Below are 19,684 nucleotides of genomic sequence, written 5' to 3' on the forward strand. Positions count from 1 at the left end.
TAGCTAATCACCCATCTTTTTATCTGCCATGATTAACTCCATTCATCCCGATGCAGCTTGATGAACTCCAGATATTTTCGCTTCATCTCGAGCCGTTCATGATCAAACAAACCATTTTTCATCAATTGCATGAACTGTTTCCTTGTGATGGAACCTTTTCGATAAAGGCGGTTTAACCGTCTGCGCTCTTCAACCGGAAGCTTCTGAATCTGGTTCATCACCTGTCTCCTTCCGTTTGTTCAAATCAATGTGGATCAGTGGATAAATCAGGCTAGCAAAAAGAATTGCTCTTTCGATTTCTATTTTCTCATATGCGTCAACGGGCGTTCCCGTGACTGATAACACCCCGATTGTTTTTCCATCCAGCGAACCAGCCTTGATGGGGACGCACAAAATGGTACGATACACCTTGCGAGATAACTCTTTGCGGTCGTATTCATACTCCAAATTCTCCACATCCGGGACATAATACAGTTCATTCGTGCGATACGCCTTCCCTGCCGAACTTCCGATAATCGGCGGGCGGTAAAATTTGACCCGATGTGAGTGTCCACTGGAATGGGCATAATGGATCAAGCAGTCCTCTTCGGGATGTTTGACATGGATGATACAACGTGGATTTTTCTCGCGGAAACCCTTAAACGTATTGACGAGATAATCCAGAAGATTCATGAAAATATCGTCGCGGTTTTGGCGAAAATGCTCTTCTTCCACGATTGCGGTAGCGATTTCATCCGCAGTGTACATGATTTGTGACATCGTGTAAGTCTCATCGTCGTACCGGTTATCCAATTCTTCATACAGTTGCCGGAGTGTATTGATTTCTTGAGTCAGTTTGTTCACCTGTCTTTTCCCTTTGGTTATCTCCAGCTCTTTTTCTTTGATCAATTCAAGCAACTCTTTCCTTTCTTGCTCCAGTAAAATAACTTTCTTTTCAAGCTCATCATTTTCCTCCTGGCATCGTTCCAACTGGATTAATGTTACTTGCCCCCCTTGATCTGTTTCTTCCAAGTTACGTCCCATCCAATCATTTTTTCCGGTGGCATAGCGATAAAGATGAATGATAATCATGACAACCAATCCAGCGGCAACAATATATGCGAGGAAATTGAGAAACCATCCCGAACTGTCATTCAATATCTCCAATAATCTGATTAAATCTTCCGCCATATTATCTCCCCTTAGCATATGGCATCAAACTACAATCCAAATGATGACCTATAACAATTATATCGAATATTTTATTTTTTCAACAATAAAAATTTTCCTTTATTTATGTGATAATAGGTGGCAGAGGTGAAAATGGAATGATTGCAAACCGTTTAATCCAGAATTTGGAGCATTGGAAGAGCAATACCGTTGGAAATTGGGGAGTTTGGATCGAAGATTTAACCAGCGGTACCACTTGGGTATGGAATGAAACCAAATCATTTTACGCGGCAAGCATCATAAAAGTTCCCATCATGGTCGCCGTTTATAAGCAGGCGTTTCTAGGTCGTTTGGCATTGGCTGATGAGATCATCTTGACGGCCGAAGATCAAGTGGGAGGAACAGGCGTTCTGCAACATCTGTCACCAGGGCTGCGCCTCTCGGTGCAAGACTTGACCACACTGATGATAATTCAAAGCGACAACACCGCCACCAATATCCTGATTGATCTGTTGGGGACGGAAACGATCCGTGAAACCATGGATGAACTTGGTATGCGACAAAGTACCTTTTACAACAAGTTGATGATCGTACCAGCGGCGCCAGTTGGCCTGAACATGATTACCGCAGCGGATGTTGCCCAATGCTTTCGCCACATCGCGCTGGGTAAGGCAGTATCGCAATACGCCAGCAGACAAATGGTCGAAATCTTAAAAAAACAGCAACTCCGAGACTGTTTTCCGACGGGACTGCCAAGTCAGCACAGGGATATCATCGGCTGGTTACCGGAATGGGAGTTGGCCCACAAGACCGGGATGGTCACTCAAACGTTGCATGATGCTGGTATTTTATATACTAAGTCACGGGCGATGGTGATGGTTGCGCTGAGTGAGGAGTGTGAATACGAGCAAGCGCAACAACAAATGAAACAATTGGCTCGTTTGGTATATGAGGCATGCCTTGCATCCGATTAATCCCCCCAATACAAATCGATGCGCCGCTCATTGCAATAAACGGCGCATCGAGTCCTGTATCAGCACCAATGGAAAGTAAGGCATCATCACCTCCTGACTACTACTTGATTTAAAGTATTCACATCAACTTATAGTTCATTATGGATGATCTAGTTATTCAGACCATCTGTTACATGTCTCCCGGCCTAATCTTTTGCTTCCATCCACATGCCTTTCACCAAAACCGATTTGATCACCCACCGCTCTCCATCTTTGACGCATGGAAAACGAATATCCTCATCAGGGTGATAAAGGTACAAGTGCCGATCCGTCTGCAATAACACAATGCTTTCATGTATCAGTCGTTCGATCTCTTGGCCAGTTAAATTTTTTCCCAACCTCTCTTCCAAACGTTTACGCAGATGGCGCGAAAAATGAAAGAAACGTTGGTTAAAGACAATCACCTGCCTGTTCTACTTCTTTCAAAAAATGGTATACCAAGTCTCGCTTAAAACCCGGAAGCGCTTTCATCATGGTAATGGTAAAGTGGAAAACGCCCATTCGTTTAACCAATTCCTGAATTTTCTTCTTTGAATTATCTGACACTAATCCGAATTCTTTGGAAAAAAATTCGATGATGTCATCAATTTCCTCTTTAGGCAGTTCTTTTTCAGGCAATTTGTCTTTCATCTCTTTAAGCACGGCGAAGGGAGTCTCCTCTCTTTCCGCCAAATGGATCAATGACAATTCCAATTTGTTGTCATCCTTGATCTGTTTCACTTGGGCCTCTAACAAGTCGTTCACTTCCAGATTAAAACCGGGGGGGATTTGCGATATATGAATCAAGCCTGGCACAAGATGTTGATCCTTAGTCACCACAAATGCACCATAATCAACCAACTTCGTGACGCGGACGGGTACCATTTCACCTTCTTCATAAGGGACGGCATGTTTACGGCTGGTTTTGTTTAAATATTGTGAAATCCTCTCGTCGATGCCCATTCTTCTCTCCTCCGTTTTTTGTGGTACTTATCATTATATAAGAAAGGACGACTTTCGTAACAGTGGGCAATTCTGTTTTTTTCAAACAAATCCAGGCCATCTGCGGTGATTACAAATACTACCTTCCGCGGTAAAAGGTTATTCAACAATTAATACAACGGCCAAGGCTTCTGCAAGGGGTAGCGATTGCAAAGACCTTGGCCGTATGCATGACTAATTAAATTAAACGATGATACCCATTTTGTTCAATCTCTTCTTCACTTCAGTAACGACAAATTCAGCATCCTGCTCATTGTTCACCACATCAATTTCGTCCATGTTCACCACCAACACCTCTGAAGCTTTGTAATGGTGATGAACCCAGTCATCATACCCGGACCACAGTGTGTGATAATAGTCCACCAAGCTGGGATCCTGTTCAAAATCACGTCCGCGCATGCCAATCCGAGTCAGTACCGTTTCAAAAGAAGCGCTCAGGTAAACCATCAGGTCAGGTGCCTTTTTGGGCATTCCTTCGATCTCCTCCAACATATTGTCCAACAGACGCTCATACGCATGGAATTCCAAATCATTGATACGGCCTAACTCGTTCAGGGTCTTCGCGAAGTACCAATCCTCATAAATGCTACGATCCAAAACGTTTTTCTTATCGGTTAAGGCTCGTTTGATGGCCTTAAAACGCGTATCCAAAAAATGCAATTGCAACAAAAACGGATAGCGCATGCGCTCACTTTCTTCCTCTGATGCAGTATACAACAAAGGAAGCAACGGATTATCGTCAACTGATTCATAAAACACTTTACTGTTCAAGGCCTCGCCCAACAATGTCGCAACACTGGTTTTCCCCAGCCCAATCATCCCGCCGACTACGATCACTAGTTCGTCACTCCCCACCATCTAGTTCACCTCTAAGCTAACTTGCTCATATCGGGTTGTATTGCTTATATCAGTTATTATCATAACGAATGAATCCAAGCAACTTATAGATCATACCATCAATGGAAGCAATGGCGCCAGGGGGAATTTTTTACGTGACCGTCAGACTACTGCATCATTGCATCTTATCTCCAAACATGAAATATATATAAGATTTTTATTTTTATCAATTATCGCGGCAAAAAAACGCGCAATTGTGCGCCAAATTAGGTACATTATGTTAATTTAATATTTTACAAATACTGACCGTAAGTTTATAATATGAAACGAAGACAAAAATCATAGAGGTGAAAAAACATGTTAAAATGTAATTTAGATTTAATCTTAGCTAAAAAGAAATACGAAGGATTTATGCTTGATTTAAATGGAAACAAAGTGAAGCCTACCAAAACGAATTTAGCCATCGCCTTGGGTGTAGTGAAACAGCAAGTAACCATGTGGACAAGCAATACTGCTTATCCCAGAATGGATACATTGTACAGAATGGCAAAAATTTTAGGTGTTTCTACTGATGAGTTGTATACATTTGAAGAGAGTGAAGAAGAAATTCAAAAACATAGAGAAGAAATAGCCAAACGACTTAAAGAAGAAGAGGAAAAATCTAAAAAACGAAAAAAAGAATATCAATTAGCGAAACAACAGAGAAAGGAATAAGTCTGAAGAAAGTTGCTTTATTTATTTAAAGAAGTAGTGTTAATTGACTGCTCGGTCTAACAACGGTTGAGATAAAGAAAACCTAGCAAGAATCGAATTGCTAGGTTTTCTAGATGCCGTTTTATTCAGCGGATGGCTTGCTGACAAACAACCAGTCGTGGATCTTGAGAACCTCGGTCATATTGACCTGGGGTTTGAGCATGTAAAGGATCTCGTACCCCAACACAATTCCCATCAACAGGTTGGTGATGGTTTGAGTATCCATATCAGAACGGATTTGCCCCATCTCCTGGCCTCTTTCAACGATCATATGGAGGAATTCCGACCATTGGTTAAAGTTCAGTTCTAGCCATTCCCGAACCGTTTCGTCTTTGCGGGAATATATGACCAACTGATAAAAGGTGGCCGTCCATGTCAATGGATCGTCACCAAGGCTGGCGTAAATTTTGGTGGTCACTTTTTCCAAGATGGCCCGCACATTACAATTGTCGAGAAACAATTCCTCTTTAATTTCAGCCGCCATATGCCCATACCCGCGGTCCAAACGGGTTCTCATCAATTCATACAACATTTCTTCTTTGCTTTTGAAATGAACGTAGAAAGAGCCTTTGGTTCTGCCGATTTGTTTCATAATCTCATCAATGCTTAGCGCATCAAATCCTTTATCGGCCATCAACCGGAATGCGGTTTCAATGATTTTTCTTTTCGTTTCTTTTCCTGTGGAATATTTCATGCGAGCCTCCAATCGTATTCGAATTGAGCGAATAAATACTATTATATATTGATTTTGATAAATAGGCATCCTGTAAAGAAAGCGTACCAAACACACAGTTTCTTTTCAACCTGAAAGAGGTGTGAAACATCGAATTCGGATACAAATGAACGAAAGTCATAAGTGAAGCAAATCAGAAATGGGGTTCGGTTCCACCGGCCGGTTTCTGCTCCAACTTCATATATGATATACTAACCGGGAACATTCGTCGAATCTGAGAAAAGGGGGATTGTGATGAAAATATCCGTTATTTTAGGTAGCTCCCGTGACAATGGGAATGCAGAGACTCTTGCACGGCGGTTGTGCGATGGGCTTGATGTGGAATGGATCACCTTGCGAGACAAAGACATTCGCCCGATCCGTGACCAACGCCATACAGAACATGGATTTGAGCCGGTCGATGATGATTATGAAGATGTGATCCAACAAGTCATGAACAGCGATATCCTCGTCTTCAGTACGCCGCTATACTGGTATGGCATGTCTGGTCACATGAAAAATTTTGTGGATCGCTGGTCGCAAAGCCTACGCAATCCGGCATACGATTTTAAAGGCGCAATGAAGGACAAGCCCGCTTATGTGATTATCTCCGGCGGGGAGTCTGCCAAAATTAAAGGGCTGCCCTTGGTTCAGCAATTCCAGTACATATTTGAATTTATGAATATGAAATTTGCCGGTTATGTCATCGGGCGGGGTACCAAGCCTGGCGAAGTGTTAAATGACAAAGTCGCTTTGCATGAAGTAGACCATCTCAACCAAACTCTCAAAAATATGAGCGTCTGATAAAATTGCGCGGCATAAGCCCACCCAGAGAATGGGTGGGCTTATGTTGTGTGCCAGCTTTTTACGCTGTGATCACTCTCTGCCCCACTTCTGATGTACATGCAACCGCATTTTTCGCAATATCCTCCAAGCGTTCATGAGGTTAATAAAGCGTAAAAATCCCTTTTCTTAAGTAGTTTCCAACTTTAATCAAACTGTTTGGAATACAGGTGTGTATACACTCCATCGCGCGCAAGTAACTCATCGTGCGTACCTTGTTCCACAATTCCATCTTTCGTTAGTACAATAATTCGTTGGGCATTGCGGATGGTGGAAAGGCGATGGGCAATAACGAGGGTCGTACGTCCTCTTGCTAACGATTCTAGTGATTTCTTGACGATGCTTTCACTTTCGTTATCTAGCGCGCTCGTTGCCTCATCTAAAATAAGAACGGGTGGATTTTTTAAGAATACGCGAGCAATGCTTAGTCGCTGCTTTTGACCACCAGACAAGTTGACACCTCTTTGTCCGATCTCGGAGTGGTAACCGTTTGGCAAACTCATAATAAAGTCATGGGCATTGGCGCGCTTGGCTGCCGTAATAATCTCTTCATCGCTCGCCGCTGGATTTCCGTAGCGGATATTTTCCATCACCGTTCCCGCAAAAAGGTAAACATCTTGCTGTACAATACCGATGTTATTTCTTAATGACTGCAGGTCGATATCGCGAACGTTGATCCCGTCTAGTAACACCTCCCCATCTGTCACATCATAAAAGCGAGGGATGAGCGAGCATAATGTAGTTTTTCCCACACCAGACGGACCAACTAACGCAACGTACTCTCCCGGTTGTATACGAAGCGACAGGTTTACTAAAACATTGTCCAAATGGTCTTCGTAACGGAAGGAAACTTGCTTGAACTCAATCTCGCCATGTACCTCTGACAAAGTTATGGCATTCTGTTTGTTTTCGATTGCTGGCTTCAGATTCATGATTTCCATAAAGCGCTGAAAGCCAGTGATTCCTTCTTGAAACTGCGTGCTCATATGAGTCAGTCGTTGAATTGGTTCGATCATAAAGTTGATATACAGTAAGAAAGTAATCAAATCAGCTAACTCTAAAGTGTTATTCACAATGCTAGCACTACCTAAGATAATCACCGTGATCGTAATCAGTTGGATAAACGCTTCAACACCATTGAAAAAATACGCTTCCGCCTTGTACGTATTCTTTCGGCTATCAAGGAAACGATTGTTTTCTCGGTTAAACTTCTCAATCTCTACGTGCTCGTTGGCAAACGATTTTACCACGCGGATTCCTGAAAGACTATCCTCTACCTGTGCGTTTACGTCCCCGATTCGCTCTTTGTTTCTTCTTAATGCCTTATTCAACTTTTTATTAAAATATAATGTAAAGGAACCTAAAAATGGTAAAAAACAGAACACAGCGATTGTTAAGGGGGCGTTAATATAGAACAAAATAACAAATGCTCCAATAAAACGGGCGAGATACTTGACGTAGTCTTCTGGACCATGATGATAGAGTTCGGAAAGCAAAAGCAGGTCGTTCGTTATTCGAGACATGAGCCGACCTGTCTTTTCCTTATCGTAAAAACTTAAGGAAAGCTTCTGCATGTGCGCGAACAACTCGCTACGCATATCCCTTTCCATACGAGCGCCGAGTTCATGACCTTTGTAGTCTACAAAGTAGTTTCCAATATTCTGGATGACGACTAAAACAAGCATCAACCCACCAATCCAGTACACTTCACTTAGCGCAGTGGATAAGTCTCCTTCCAGAACATCTTTTGTTATATATCGAACGAGTAATGGAAATACCAAAGTCACAGCAGATACGATAAAGGCGCAGGCCAATACCGAAAGAAACAACGTTAAGTACGGTTTGTAATATGAGAAAAATTTTTTTACTGGAAAACGCATGATTTACCCCTTTTTTGTGTTATTTAAACAAACACATATAAGGGGTACACCATTTATAACTAAGAAGATGTTCCACCCTTATATGTTTGTACGGTTTGATTTGTCATGGTTTTCATGAGAATTGCCCCTCCTTGTTCGTTAATACTTTCATTTTAAATTTAGTTTAATAAGGAGTAAACATCATTATTCCATCAATTTATAGCATAAATAATAATAAGAAATATCTATCTTATTCTAACTTCACATCCAAAGATTGGGGTGGTTCCTATAAATTAATGATGCAATCGCCACATCGCTTAATATATTTCGTAAGAACCTTCTCGTCTTAACTGCCGACAGCGGTCAAATCTACGACGTTTGGAAAATAACCGCGTTTGCAACCAAAGCATTATACTTGCAGTATTTAGGAATGAGAAGCTCGCAGTCTTCCCAAGGAAGCATTTGTTCTCGATATTGTCGACGAAGCAGCCGATTCTTGGATGAAATCGCCGCTTCACGTCTTCTTTTTCCGGAAGGTTCATAATACATATAAAGTATTCATCTTTAATGCCGAGGGGGGGCTGTCATGTTAAAACGGCGTCGGTTGGTCTATAAACGACCTTGGCCATTGTCTTTGGTCCAATGGATCAAGCGTTTCACACCACCGATCCGCTTGCGCCGAGTATCGGGGTTCGCCCCTCTCCGGGCTCCTTCCCCACCGTCGGCTGCGGGTCTTCCCTACCGCATGATTCAGTGCGGTCCGAAGATGAAGCTGATTTTTCTTCTTCTGATTTGTGCGGCCATCATCATCTTTCCAATATGGTTCATTGAAGTTAAATATGATACGACGTTATCGACGATTGCCAAGACGGAAGCGAAGAAAATCGTTGAGGAAGCGTTTTTAAAAGGCGTCGCAGATGTGCAGGCTGCACTGAGTAAAGAAAAAAAACAAGTCGCATTTATGCATAAAGACCAACAAGGCCGGATTGCCGGCATCAGTTTTGACAGCCACGCAGAAGGCAAGATATACCAAATTCTGACCGACCGTATCTTGCATGAATTGAAAGATTCCCAAGACCGTGAGCTTCACATCTCGTTGGGGAAGATCGCTGAAAGCAGCATTTTATCCGATTTTGGGCCGAATATCCCTTTGGATATCTGGATTGAAGGGTCTCCCCATGTCACGCTGACGACCAAAGTGGAGCAATCGGGGATTAATACAACGTTGGTAAACATCTTGATTCATGCAGAAATCGAAATCGCCACCTTATTGCCATTTGCCAAAGAACACTTCACTGTCAAATATGACTATCCCATTATTCGGGAGTTGGTGGTGGGTGAAGTACCGAGCATCATGCCGGACGGAACCAAGACCAAACCCATCCCGCTCATCCCGAACTAAAAAAGCAGATGGGCATAACCCATCTGCTTTTTCGCTTTTTCACCGATCCAAAATCGTTTTGAATGTCGTCTGATCGAGTCGTTTGATCAATGCCAAGGCAAACGCTTTAGCCGCTTCAACATCTTCTTTGTCAACAATCGACGCATGGGAATGAATGTAGCGCGCACAAATGCCAATCGCCGCAGAGGGAATGCCAATCCCTGATTGATGCACCCGTCCGGCATCAGTGCCTCCTTGAGATACAAAGAATTGATAAGGAATTTGCTCAGACTCTGCGGTGTCCAACAAAAAGTCCCGCATACCCGGTGAAGTAATCATGGACCGATCGTAAATGCGGATGACCACTCCGCCCCCGATTTTACCAAATCCGTCGCTCACGCCCGGGGTGTCGCCCGCCGGACCGGAATCAACAGCTAAAAACACATCAGGCTGGATCATTTCCGCAGCCACTCCGGCCCCGCGCAAACCGACTTCTTCCTGAACCGTCGCCCCGGCGTACACCGTGTTGGGATGATCCGTCCGTGCCAACTCTTCCAGTACTTCCAATACCAATCCACAACCAAAGCGGTTATCCCACGCCTTGCTCATTACTCGTTTGCCGCCTTCCATTTCCACAAATGGACAGTGGGGCACGACAACATCCCCAAGGCGGATCCCCCACTCTTTCACATCCTCTTCGCTGGTTGCGCCGATATCGATAAACATTTGATTGACGTCCACTACTTTGTTGCGCTGCTCGTCACTCAGCAAATGGGGAGGCACAGAACCGATCACCCCTGGTATCCGTTTTCCATCCCGAGTGATCACATCGACTCGTTGAGCAAGCAACACTTGGGACCACCAGCCACCTAGGGGTTGGAACTTCAAAAAGCCGTCCGTAGTGATGCGGGTAATCATGAAAGCAACTTCATCCATGTGCCCGGCAAACAGGATGTTGGGTCCTTCTTCCGCACCGCGTTTTACGCCATAGATGCCCCCTAGCCGATCCTGTACAATCTCTTCGGTCACTTCGGATATGTATGTACGCATCACTTTCCGCATAGCTTGTTCAAAGCCGGGAGCACCCGGCGTTTGTGTCAAAACTTTGTATCGTTCCCAGTTGATGGTGCTCATCGGGACTCCTCCATTTCAAGTGAATTTTGCAATTTTTCTTCTTGAGATTTTTTCCATTCCCGATATCTCCGATGTACGGTTGCCCGTGAAACATCATATCCAAACCCTTTTAACGTGGCCGCGATCTCCTCATAGGTAAGCTTTTTCTCCTTTAACGCCACGATTTGCTCCAGCGGTACTTCTTTCTTTTCGCGTCCGCCCAATCCTTGGTTCTTGAGATTCTTGGCTGGATTGAATCCCTTCTCTCTCACTGCGCGCCGCATGCCCCAACTGATCTTCTGATTCATCATTTTCCGTTGCAATTCTTCCACTTTGGCTATGATTGACAATACCGTCGATTCGCCGGCATCCAATTCCAGCTCCCCACGCTGTTGCAGTGAGTAAATCTTGCAACCAGACCGATAGAGCTGATGGATAATGGCCAATTTCGCTTCTCCCCGTCCTAGTCGCGTATCGTCTTGAATAAGGACAGCCTCGACTTTTTCTTGTTTCAACGTGTCAAATAGCTCGTGCAAACCGGGCCGGTTAAGGTCAAACCCACTGTATTGCTCAGAAATGACCCGCACGACATCAACAGACAACTCTTCTGCCCATTGCTCCAGATCAAGGACTTGCCGCTCCAAACTCGTTTCCTGCTCTTCCTTCTTTGTACTGACACGCGCATAAATGATCGCTTTCATCTTTACTTCTCGCTACCATCCTCTCACAATCTTGCAAATCCACATCGATTTAGGTAAAGTGGGTTAGAAGGAGTGATATGAATGATCGATCAACAATTAATTAATAGAATCAATGAATTGGCTCGTAAAAAGAAAACGGTCGGGCTTACGGAATTAGAGCGAAAAGAACAACAGAAGTTATATAAAATTTACTTGGGAGCCATCCGCGGACAAGTAAAACAGCAATTATCCAACATTCGTTTTGTCGAAGATCAACAATAATTTGGTAAACGATTCAATTATATCGCATGTCACGTTGACGAACAAATGGTTAAGTCAGCGCGGCAGTGGAAAGCAGAGTGACCATACTCTGCTTTTTTTTGGCCTTCAACGCAAAAAGAGCCTGGGTTTCCAGACTCTATGCATCCGTGTCATACCAGGGGTTCAGGTGGATGAGAACTTCTTGTATTTCCCCATCATGCGCCATCAACGCCTGTTTGATTTTCCGTGCAGTATCATGCCCTTCCTGGATCGACAACTCGCCGGGAAGCCCCACCCGCACATCCACAATTGTATAGTGTCCGTGTTCTCTAGCCCGGATGCGGTCAATCCGTTTGACATGGGGGACGTTTAAAATAATTTGAGAGTATTCTTTGATTTTTTCTTCCGGCAGGTTTCTCTCCATCAAAATCCCCATGGATTCCCGACCCATATCAATGGCGATTTTGATAATCAATAAAGAGACTACAATGCTGGCCAGTGGATCCCCGTATTGCGCAAAAGGGAGACCATATAGTTGACCAGCAATGGCCGCACCAATCCCGATCACTGCGGCGAGGGAAGCGTATACATCAGACAAATGGTCATAGGCGGTGGCGATTAATGCTTTGCTGTTCTCCTTGCGCCCGATGCGAATGGTGTAAATGTAAAGAACCTGTTTCCAGACCAATGACAGCACTGCAGCTGCAAAGGATAACCAATGCGCTTCAACAGCGGGCTCAAACAGCGAAGCGATGGAGTGATAAATCATATAAAGCCCGATAATAAACAAAATAACTGCAACAACGCCAGATGCGATAACCTCCGCTTTCCCATGCCCATAGGGATGTTCTTCATCTGCCGGTTGCTTGGACACCCGCATCGAACCTAATGTCGCTGCCGACGCAATCACATCGGCCGCATTATGAGCTCCGTCGGCAATCAACGATGGACTCCGGAACACAAATCCAACCCCAAACTTTAAAACCGTCAGTGCAACATTGCTTGCCAAACCGATCGCAGCCGCTACCATTGGCGAGTTTAGCCATATTTTCACTTTCTTCACCCATCTTTTACTGTTCGCTTTTGGGTCGAATTTTAAACGGGATTGGATCATGTTTTGGCTAATGGTTTGTACCTCATGCATTGGCTCCCCATGGTAAAATTAATAAAGAAGTCTTCAGCTTGAACGGATTATTAAAACAGGTGGAACTGATCACATTGGACGTTCAAAGATACGATTGTGGAGGGTTCTTGCTACTATAATTTTTTATGATTCTTATTTTCTACCTTAGAAAAGAAAAAAATAAAAAAGGACTCCATGGCCATATAGACAACGAGTCCTTTTTGTCTTTCCGTTGTTCCAAAGAAAATGAATCCACACGCTTGCCAAGCAGACTGATCACATAAATCCCAAAGGAAGTTTTTTGCCGTACTTTTGTGGGCAGGGCTTTGCATTGGATGCATTTGTGTTTATAATACAAACTAGTTACATATATAAATCAATTTGTGATATTGGAGTTGGTTTTCGATGATGCCATTTAAAGAAATGACCCGATTGGATAAATTGATTCACGAGCCTGCCCGGTTGGCGATCATGAGTGCGCTTGAGGCTTGCACCATGGCAGAATTTCTGTTTTTGCAAGAATTAACCGGACTGACCAAAGGCAATCTTTCATCCCATCTGTCCAAATTGGAACGGGCCGGTTACGTGGATATCAGCAAACAATTCGTCCGCAAAAAGATCCCCCACACCACCATCCGTATCACCCATGATGGCAAAACGGCAATCGCCAGATATTGGGAACAATTGGACCGCATTCGCGAAACGGTGCGTGAATGGCATCAGAAAGAATGAGGAAATTCATCCGCCAGATAATAGCGTTTGAGACGGGGAAATGACTGTTTGTTAATAGATAAGTCCTGCCCGATCGGTATATCTTGCCAAGCGATTCCCAGCTCGCGACGAAATTTCTCTTTAATTTCCGGACGATGCCCTTCATTCATAATTAATTTACGTGCATCCGCAGTAAGAATGCAATTGACGATCCAGTTGAACAAGAAGTCTACTTCCCGTTGGCTCAATCCCTCTGCCATGATGGCCGCATGGGCTCGGCGCAAGCCATCTTTGGGCGTCATTCCTTTCCTTAGTGCCGCCAAGGCGTTTTCTTCGACCCGTTTAAACGTTTGGAGACTAATATCTATACTCATAACCCTTCCCTTTCTACTCGCCTGTTTTTGTTATTTTTTAACATTTACGTGACAGAATCCTGCCGGCAAAATCTGACAAAACGATGTCAAAACAAAGTTTTTCGTGGCGGTTGGCTAGAACGCCTGTTGCTGATTTCAGATGTTAGACCAGCATCCGCCAATAGGTTTAGAAAGGAAGTTGAAACAAAGATGACTCCTGTTCAAAAAATCATTAATAATGTGACGAGAAAATTAGAAGGGGTTCCCGGGATCATCGGAGTGGTGTTAGGAGGATCAAGAGCGCGCGGCACTCATCGGCCAGACTCTGATATAGACATCGGCATTTATTATGATGAATCAGCAGGATTTGACGTGGCTCGGTTGAACGAAATTGCAAAAGAACTTGATGATGAACACAGAACAAACTTAATTACGCCTTTAGGAGGCTGGGGACCATGGGTCAATGCTGGCGGTTGGCTCATCATCCAAGGGTATCATGTTGACTTTATCTTGCGTGATATAAACAGAGTCTCTCAGGTCATCGATGATTGTCTGAAGGGTTCCGTTACAGCTCATTATCAGACAGGCCATCCTCACGCGTATCTCAATGTCATGTATATGGGGGAAGTGTCTCTTTGTAAAATTCTTGCCGACCCGACAAATCAACTTGCGGCATTAAAGGCGAAAACCCAGCCTTACCCAGAAACTCTGCAAGAAGCCATCATAAAATGTTTTTTTTTCGAAGCATCTTTTTCCCTGATGTTTGTGGATAAAGCTGTATATCAGGATGACCTTGCTTATGTTGCTGGACATTGCTTCCGCGCGATTTCTAGTTTGAATCAAGTTTTGTTTGCCAAGAACAAACAATATTGCATCAATGAGAAGAAAGCAGTCATGATGGTTGATCAGTTTGCAATCAAGCCTGTTGACTATAAAAAAAGAGTAGATCAGATTTTTACCCTGCTCTCCAAAGATGAAACCCAGATACAGCAAGCAGCCGATATGCTCCGGGATCTAGTCGCCGAAACAGAAAAGATTATTCAAAGCAAATGAAAGACTTGAGTCCCCCAAAAAGGGTTCTCAAGTCATTTTTCAAAGAAATGCGTAGGTGTGCCAACATTGCCGTTGCTCTCACTTTTCGGATTCATCTACGCTGGTTTCGTCACGTATCTCCTCTGATAAGCACAATTGACGCAATCGGTAGCGGCACCAGTAAGCAGAACGGGCATAGTCATAATGATACTTGCTAAATGAGCCACCGGGATGGAGATATGCCCACACTTCGGGATATTCTTCCTTGATCAACTCAAGAACCGTTTCTCTCTCATCTTCCATCCTGTGTTGATCAAACCCGTATTTGGCGGCAATCCATTCCAAAGAATCAGAAACAAAATGCGGCACCTGGCGCCAATTTTGCCGCCACTCCTCATACGATTCAATCAGATAGTCGACGGACAGGTCAGAGTCGAAAATATCGTAAAGCAAGTGTCCTGGGAGCATCTCTCTTGTTTTCATATGACAACATCACACCGATCATTGTTTTGTTGAGAGTAATATACAATCACCTTCTTATCCATTCCTGCTGTTTTTGTAAAAAAATCCAATCTTCATCGTAGCAACATCCCAGAAGGAATGTGGGATGAAAACAAGAAGAGATTCAGGGCGAAAGTGACTGATTGATGAGATGCCAAAGGAGGCTATAATGAACATCATCAATGATCTTGAACTTGGAACATTCGACCTGCATATTCACACTTGTGCTTCAGATGGCGTGTTTACACCCGCTGAAATGGTGAAAAAAGCATCTGCGATGGGCTTGCAAACCATCGCCATCACCGATCACGATACAGTGGCCGGTGTTGCTGAAGCGATGGCAGCCAGCCAATCCGCCTCGCTGACCGTGATTCCTGGTGTGGAGATCCGTACGCGTTGGCGAAAATATAATGTGGATGTATTGGGTTATAACTTGCGGGATTTACACCAAATGCAACAGCGGTTACGCATTCTCCATGAAGACCGGAACGAACGGGCCAGACGCATTATTGATAAATTCCGCCAGTTCAACATGCCAATCACCATGGAAGATGTTCGCCAATACAGCGGCGACGGTGTTATCACCCGCCCCCATATTGCAAAAGCGATCGTTGCCAAAGGCTATCTCTACAGTGTGCGTGATGTTTTTCGGCATTACTTAGGTGACGGTCGACCCGCTTGCGTTGATTTGACAGGGCTTTCGTTAGAAGAGGGCATCCAGATGATTCATAACGCTGGTGGAGTCGCCGTCCTCGCCCACCCTTATTGTTTTAAAAACCCGACCCATATTGAAGAGATGATCACATTGGGGTTGGACGGCCTCGAAGTCTGGCACCGCGAACACCGTCCACGGGATGTCAACAAGCTGATTCGCCTCGCTGAGAAACATCATCTCTTCGTCACAGGCGGTTCCGATTTTCACCATGACGCCCACCCTTTGGGGCGCTTTTTGATATAAATCTGGACCTACCAGGCTTGGACCCGTTTTTTTATTTTCCCCCTGTAAAGAGACTACGGTTTTGATTACACTATAAAAGAAAGACATTTCGTGTACAGAAAGGTTAGACTGAGATGAGCTTAAAAAACTTAGGAATCCTATTGGCGCTAGCCGCATTGTGGGGGGCTTCTTTTCTATACATCCGTGTGGCGGTCTCAGAGGTGGGGCCTGTCTTTTTGGTTTGGTTGCGCGTGGGAATCGCCTTATTGACCCTGCTTGCTTATGCTTTTTTATTGAAGATTCCCTTTACTATAAAGAAAGATCATGCAAAGTATTATTTGCTTGGTCTCATGAACACAGCCCTTCCCTTTGTCTTGATTTCTTACGCTGAAGTCCATATCACCTCCTCATTCGCCGCCATTTTAAACGCAACAACTCCCCTGTTCACTGCGGTGGTCGCGCGAGTGTGGTTAAAGGAAATGTTTACTGTTCAGAAGGTTTTGGGACTTCTGATTGGCTTTGTTGGTGTCTGTGTTCTTGTCGGTTGGTCACCCATGGAATTAAACTTGGTCACTGTCTTGGCTATTTCCGCTTCGCTTCTCGCCGCGCTTTTTTACGGCTTGGGCTCGACCTACGCCAAAAAAACGTTTGACGTATCGCCCTTATCTCTGTCAATCGGGCAGTTATTGGGAGCCACAGTGTGCATCCTGCCTTTTGCAACCCTGGATGTCCCTGCTAACCTCCCATCCCTTCCCGTCACTCTCTCCATCATGGCATTGGCGATCTTATCCACTGCGTTCGCCTACTTGCTGTATTTTCGGTTGCTTCGGGATGTCGGGCCGACACAAACCAATTATGTAACCATGCTGGTGCCAGCCTTTGGTGTGATCTGGGGCATGATGTTTCTGAATGAGCCGATAACAACAGGTACCGTCATCGGGATGTTTCTCATCTTGGTTAGTGTCCTCTTCTTCTCCAACTTACCAATGTTCAAGCGAAAAAAAGCGACAGACGATCATGTAGCTTAAGTCGAAAAGCCTTAGTTCCCGTGCGGCTAAGGCTTTTTACTACACTGATATTCAACTCCTTTTAATTACAAAAATTGAAAACGATGAAAAGGAAATTCGGAATGAGGGTATAAATATTTGAGGTTGAATCTTTTCACACAGCGAAAGGAGCACGTGGCATGAAAGATATTGAGTCTTTTTTGCGCGGTTTTAAACCAGCCTTGCTCACCAATCCACACTACCAAACGTATCATGCGGTTGAATCATTGAAGTTGGCTTCTTATCCAAGTGTCGGTGTCCGCCTGCATCAGATGGACCAGCTCTTATATTTTCAAACGGAGACCAACAAACGCCGTTTTTTAAAACAAACACACCTCCTCCCTCCTGACTCCCCTGCTTACCATCGGGAAGTGGGATTGGCGCTGGGGTTTCCGCCCCGAGCGGTAGAATATTACGTGTCGATCATGCACCATGAGGGTGTGGATGAGTGCAAAGTATATTTGGAATACTGCGGAATAGGTTTTGTCACTTCGCTTGACTATATGCAGGAAGACATCCTGTGGCTCTGGCAACATGTCCCGACTGCATCTCATAAGTTCAACACCAATGTCTGCTATAAAATACGTGGGCAACAAAAACCATGCCATCTGATCATCCGTTACGGCGATCTCCCCGCTCTGTCCTCTGCATATCACACCATAAAAAAGATGCTGGAAGAATCCAGCGTACGCATTTAAAAGTGGATCGTTTCTTTTTCGCGCACTTTTACTTCATCCGACGGATGGTTCTCTCTTCACTTTCTTGCGTCAGCCGCTTCAAACACATCACTTCCCCATTTGTGTATGAAGTACCGTCGGTTTTGCGATTCCCTCTTTTTTCTTTCACGCAAGTCCCCTTTGTTTTTTTCTGTATCGCGGAACTGATGAACATACGTATCTCCTGCTACCACCAACCGATACCCGGCTTGTTTGAGCCGAACGCCATAATCATCCACTTCATGGCTTCCCATGCCAAACCACTCATCCAATTCACCCACTTCTTCCACGACAGCCCGCGGCAAGACACAACAAAAAGATTGGAGGCGGGACACTTCTTTCCAGTGACGCGGGTCACTGTGGTTGTATTGGTTGCTGAAGCGATGGATTTTGCTTAGCGCTTGAAATGGAACAGGCAAACGTTGCTCTTCCAATCCCCGATTGGTCATCGGTCCGACCATGCCGGCCGCGGGTGTCTCTTTAAGCACTCTAATCATCTGGGTCAACCAACGATGTGAGGGCACTGCCCTCTGCTTCAACCAGACGATGTATTCACCCGATGCTTTTTTCATCCCTTGGTTGATGGCTGCCACTTCTCCTCTGTCCCATCCATTGCGAATAAAATAAAGGTCATCTCGTTTCAAGATATAATCCGGGATAAAATCTGAAGCATTATCAACCAATATGATCTCATAACGCTCTTCGGTATAGCGGCTAAGGTTATGAATGCACCGCCATGCACTTTCCCAACGGTTTTTGGTGGGCATAATTACGCTAGCTATACAAGGCTTACACATTGCCAGTCGCCTCGCTTGTTTTCAAGGTCTTTTTCACCATTGCTTGCCCGTTTTTTTTAAGTCCGAACAGCCGATCGGGATGGTTCATCAACATCGGCAAATAATGCCGCAGTTCTTTGTGGAGGAATTTGGGATTGAGCACCAAACCGGTATATTGGTGACGAATCCACTCTCCATGGTCTCCCTGGTCATCCGTTAACACGACAATGCCAGCATGGAGACATTGCACATGGAAAGCTGCAAATGAACACTCGGCTGAACCCATTGTCAATGTGAGATCTGCTCCCTGCCACAACGCAAGTTGATCCGCTTTGCCAGGAGGAACAAACCGGATGTGCTGGTGTTTGGTTTCTTTCCGATCAGTAACCCACATGACCTTCAATTGAGGTGACAAACGGCATATCAGCCGCAATGTGTCCAAAAGAGCTGTTTTCTCTGCATGCGGTATTAAGCGATCATCTATCCATAACACCTTTTGTCCTAATGCACCCAAATGCTGTTTCATCTTTTTTTTATGTTGAATCAAAAAAGGAACGGCGCGGGGAACAGGATATCTCACATCGGCCGAGATTTGTCGCAGTTTGAAATGATGCCGAAAAGCATAGGAAGGAACCCACACGGTACGTTCACGCAAGAACGGATATGCGTCTGGGGATGGCAATAGGTCATAAGCAATGATCGGATTATGGTGTTTGGACAAGGAACACAACTCTTCAACAGTCGGATTGAGCAGAAACGTGCGTCCCTCTCTTTGTTCGGACAGTATCGGAAATCGCGCACAACACGGTTCAGGCAACAATGAAGACAAACTGTGTTGGCAGACAAGTTGCTGTTGATCTGTCATAAGCGAACTCCATATTCATTTTTAACTTTACTATATTCTCTT

At 44.5% G+C, this 19,684-nt stretch carries 24 protein-coding genes; 10 read left to right on the plus strand and 14 right to left on the minus strand.

The annotated features are described in order from the left end of the window. Nucleotides 1–32: 32 nt before the first annotated feature. A complete protein-coding gene (locus NYR52_RS08700) occupies nt 33–218 on the minus strand; it encodes a hypothetical protein (protein WP_022738218.1) in 186 nt (61 codons plus the stop codon). Beyond that, nucleotides 190–1,170, minus strand: coding sequence for a GAF domain-containing protein (locus NYR52_RS08705; RefSeq protein ID WP_022738216.1), 981 nt, complete (start codon nt 1,168–1,170; stop codon nt 190–192). Before NYR52_RS08705 ends, NYR52_RS08700 begins: the two co-directional genes overlap by 29 nt. Before the next feature lie 137 nt (nt 1,171–1,307). On the opposite strand from NYR52_RS08705, the gene NYR52_RS08710 reads away from it, so the two are divergent. Continuing rightward, nucleotides 1,308–2,123 carry a serine hydrolase gene (locus tag NYR52_RS08710; RefSeq protein WP_259435465.1) on the plus strand — a complete coding sequence of 272 codons (816 nt, stop codon included), beginning with the start codon at nt 1,308–1,310 and terminating at the stop codon, nt 2,121–2,123. A 185-nt stretch (nt 2,124–2,308) separates the two neighbouring features. Here NYR52_RS08710 and NYR52_RS08715 read toward each other — a convergent pair whose 3' ends face one another. The 3 genes from NYR52_RS08715 to NYR52_RS08725 all read right to left on the minus strand — a co-directional run bounded on the left by NYR52_RS08715 (nt 2,309) and on the right by NYR52_RS08725 (nt 4,001). Next, entirely contained in the window at nt 2,309–2,566 is a 258-nt protein-coding gene (locus NYR52_RS08715; RefSeq protein ID WP_132220546.1) for a hypothetical protein, read from the minus strand. Further along, nucleotides 2,553–3,104, minus strand: a complete 552-nt coding sequence (locus tag NYR52_RS08720; protein WP_259435466.1) for a S1 RNA-binding domain-containing protein — start codon at nt 3,102–3,104, stop codon at nt 2,553–2,555. Before NYR52_RS08720 ends, NYR52_RS08715 begins: the two co-directional genes overlap by 14 nt. Nucleotides 3,105–3,326: 222 nt before the next feature. After that, the gene (locus NYR52_RS08725; protein ID WP_259435467.1) at nt 3,327–4,001 is read right to left on the minus strand and encodes a deoxynucleoside kinase; all 675 of its coding nucleotides are present in this window, start codon (nt 3,999–4,001) and stop codon (nt 3,327–3,329) included. 336 nt (nt 4,002–4,337) lie between these two features. On the opposite strand from NYR52_RS08725, the gene NYR52_RS08730 reads away from it, so the two are divergent. Further along, entirely contained in the window at nt 4,338–4,694 is a 357-nt protein-coding gene (locus tag NYR52_RS08730) for a helix-turn-helix domain-containing protein (protein WP_022738210.1), read from the plus strand. 121 nt (nt 4,695–4,815) lie between these two features. On the opposite strand, the gene NYR52_RS08735 is transcribed toward NYR52_RS08730, so the two are convergent. Then, nucleotides 4,816–5,427: a TetR/AcrR family transcriptional regulator gene (locus NYR52_RS08735; protein WP_022738209.1), complete on the minus strand. Its 612-nt coding sequence runs from the start codon at nt 5,425–5,427 to the stop codon at nt 4,816–4,818. 273 nt (nt 5,428–5,700) lie between these two features. On the opposite strand from NYR52_RS08735, the gene NYR52_RS08740 reads away from it, so the two are divergent. Then, the gene (locus NYR52_RS08740) at nt 5,701–6,249 is read left to right on the plus strand and encodes a flavodoxin family protein (protein ID WP_022738208.1); all 549 of its coding nucleotides are present in this window, start codon (nt 5,701–5,703) and stop codon (nt 6,247–6,249) included. Nucleotides 6,250–6,434: 185 nt separating this feature from the next. Here the strand turns inward: NYR52_RS08740 and NYR52_RS08745 are convergent, their stop codons facing one another. Then, the gene (locus NYR52_RS08745) at nt 6,435–8,168 is read right to left on the minus strand and encodes an ABC transporter ATP-binding protein (RefSeq protein WP_132220556.1); all 1,734 of its coding nucleotides are present in this window, start codon (nt 8,166–8,168) and stop codon (nt 6,435–6,437) included. 565 nt (nt 8,169–8,733) lie between these two features. Between NYR52_RS08745 and yunB the strand changes: the two genes are divergently transcribed. Beyond that, nucleotides 8,734–9,549, plus strand: a complete 816-nt coding sequence (gene yunB / locus NYR52_RS08750; protein WP_132220558.1) for a sporulation protein YunB — start codon at nt 8,734–8,736, stop codon at nt 9,547–9,549. 39 nt (nt 9,550–9,588) lie between these two features. Here the strand turns inward: yunB and NYR52_RS08755 are convergent, their stop codons facing one another. Together NYR52_RS08755 and NYR52_RS08760 are read right to left on the minus strand one after the other, a co-directional pair. Continuing rightward, entirely contained in the window at nt 9,589–10,662 is a 1,074-nt protein-coding gene (locus NYR52_RS08755; protein WP_132220560.1) for a M42 family metallopeptidase, read from the minus strand. Further along, nucleotides 10,659–11,342 (minus strand): YneB family resolvase-like protein, encoded by a 684-nt coding sequence (locus NYR52_RS08760; RefSeq protein WP_132220562.1) that lies wholly within the window; start codon nt 11,340–11,342, stop codon nt 10,659–10,661. Before NYR52_RS08760 ends, NYR52_RS08755 begins: the two co-directional genes overlap by 4 nt. Nucleotides 11,343–11,423: 81 nt before the next feature. On the opposite strand from NYR52_RS08760, the gene NYR52_RS08765 reads away from it, so the two are divergent. After that, nucleotides 11,424–11,603 carry a DUF896 domain-containing protein gene (locus NYR52_RS08765; protein WP_022738201.1) on the plus strand — a complete coding sequence of 60 codons (180 nt, stop codon included), beginning with the start codon at nt 11,424–11,426 and terminating at the stop codon, nt 11,601–11,603. A gap of 136 nt (nt 11,604–11,739) precedes the next feature. On the opposite strand, the gene NYR52_RS08770 is transcribed toward NYR52_RS08765, so the two are convergent. Then, nucleotides 11,740–12,612, minus strand: a complete 873-nt coding sequence (locus tag NYR52_RS08770) for a cation diffusion facilitator family transporter (protein WP_132221001.1) — start codon at nt 12,610–12,612, stop codon at nt 11,740–11,742. A 498-nt stretch (nt 12,613–13,110) separates the two neighbouring features. On the opposite strand from NYR52_RS08770, the gene NYR52_RS08775 reads away from it, so the two are divergent. Then, on the plus strand, nt 13,111–13,437 hold the full coding sequence (locus tag NYR52_RS08775; RefSeq protein WP_022738198.1) for a transcriptional regulator: 327 nt from the start codon (nt 13,111–13,113) through the stop codon (nt 13,435–13,437). Here the strand turns inward: NYR52_RS08775 and NYR52_RS08780 are convergent. Continuing rightward, entirely contained in the window at nt 13,425–13,790 is a 366-nt protein-coding gene (locus tag NYR52_RS08780) for a hypothetical protein (protein WP_259435468.1), read from the minus strand. The two genes, NYR52_RS08775 and NYR52_RS08780, sit on opposite strands and share 13 nt — an antisense overlap. A 189-nt stretch (nt 13,791–13,979) precedes the next feature. On the opposite strand from NYR52_RS08780, the gene NYR52_RS08785 reads away from it, so the two are divergent. Further along, nucleotides 13,980–14,822, plus strand: a complete 843-nt coding sequence (locus NYR52_RS08785) for a nucleotidyltransferase domain-containing protein (protein ID WP_259435469.1) — start codon at nt 13,980–13,982, stop codon at nt 14,820–14,822. Between the two features lie 78 nt (nt 14,823–14,900). On the opposite strand, the gene NYR52_RS08790 is transcribed toward NYR52_RS08785, so the two are convergent. Continuing rightward, nucleotides 14,901–15,284: a hypothetical protein gene (locus tag NYR52_RS08790; protein WP_022738195.1), complete on the minus strand. Its 384-nt coding sequence runs from the start codon at nt 15,282–15,284 to the stop codon at nt 14,901–14,903. 187 nt (nt 15,285–15,471) lie between these two features. On the opposite strand from NYR52_RS08790, the gene NYR52_RS08795 reads away from it, so the two are divergent. From NYR52_RS08795 to NYR52_RS08805, 3 genes are all read left to right on the plus strand, one after another. Next, nucleotides 15,472–16,260: a PHP domain-containing protein gene (locus NYR52_RS08795; protein ID WP_054096305.1), complete on the plus strand. Its 789-nt coding sequence runs from the start codon at nt 15,472–15,474 to the stop codon at nt 16,258–16,260. Between the two features lie 113 nt (nt 16,261–16,373). Continuing rightward, nucleotides 16,374–17,267: a DMT family transporter gene (locus NYR52_RS08800; RefSeq protein ID WP_259435470.1), complete on the plus strand. Its 894-nt coding sequence runs from the start codon at nt 16,374–16,376 to the stop codon at nt 17,265–17,267. Between the two features lie 158 nt (nt 17,268–17,425). Then, nucleotides 17,426–17,983, plus strand: coding sequence for a hypothetical protein (locus NYR52_RS08805; RefSeq protein ID WP_132220574.1), 558 nt, complete (start codon nt 17,426–17,428; stop codon nt 17,981–17,983). Nucleotides 17,984–18,039: 56 nt separating this feature from the next. Here NYR52_RS08805 and NYR52_RS08810 read toward each other — a convergent pair whose 3' ends face one another. Together NYR52_RS08810 and NYR52_RS08815 are read right to left on the minus strand one after the other, a co-directional pair. Further along, complete coding sequence (locus NYR52_RS08810) at nt 18,040–18,798, minus strand: glycosyltransferase family 2 protein (protein ID WP_132220576.1); 759 nt, start codon at nt 18,796–18,798, stop codon at nt 18,040–18,042. Next, nucleotides 18,791–19,642: a hypothetical protein gene (locus tag NYR52_RS08815; RefSeq protein ID WP_259435471.1), complete on the minus strand. Its 852-nt coding sequence runs from the start codon at nt 19,640–19,642 to the stop codon at nt 18,791–18,793. Before NYR52_RS08815 ends, NYR52_RS08810 begins: the two co-directional genes overlap by 8 nt. Between the last annotated feature and the right edge of the window lie 42 nt (nt 19,643–19,684).

The organism is Laceyella sacchari (assembly GCF_024927925.1).
In the GTDB taxonomy this organism is placed as follows: Bacteria; Bacillota; Bacilli; order Thermoactinomycetales; family Thermoactinomycetaceae; genus Laceyella; species Laceyella sacchari.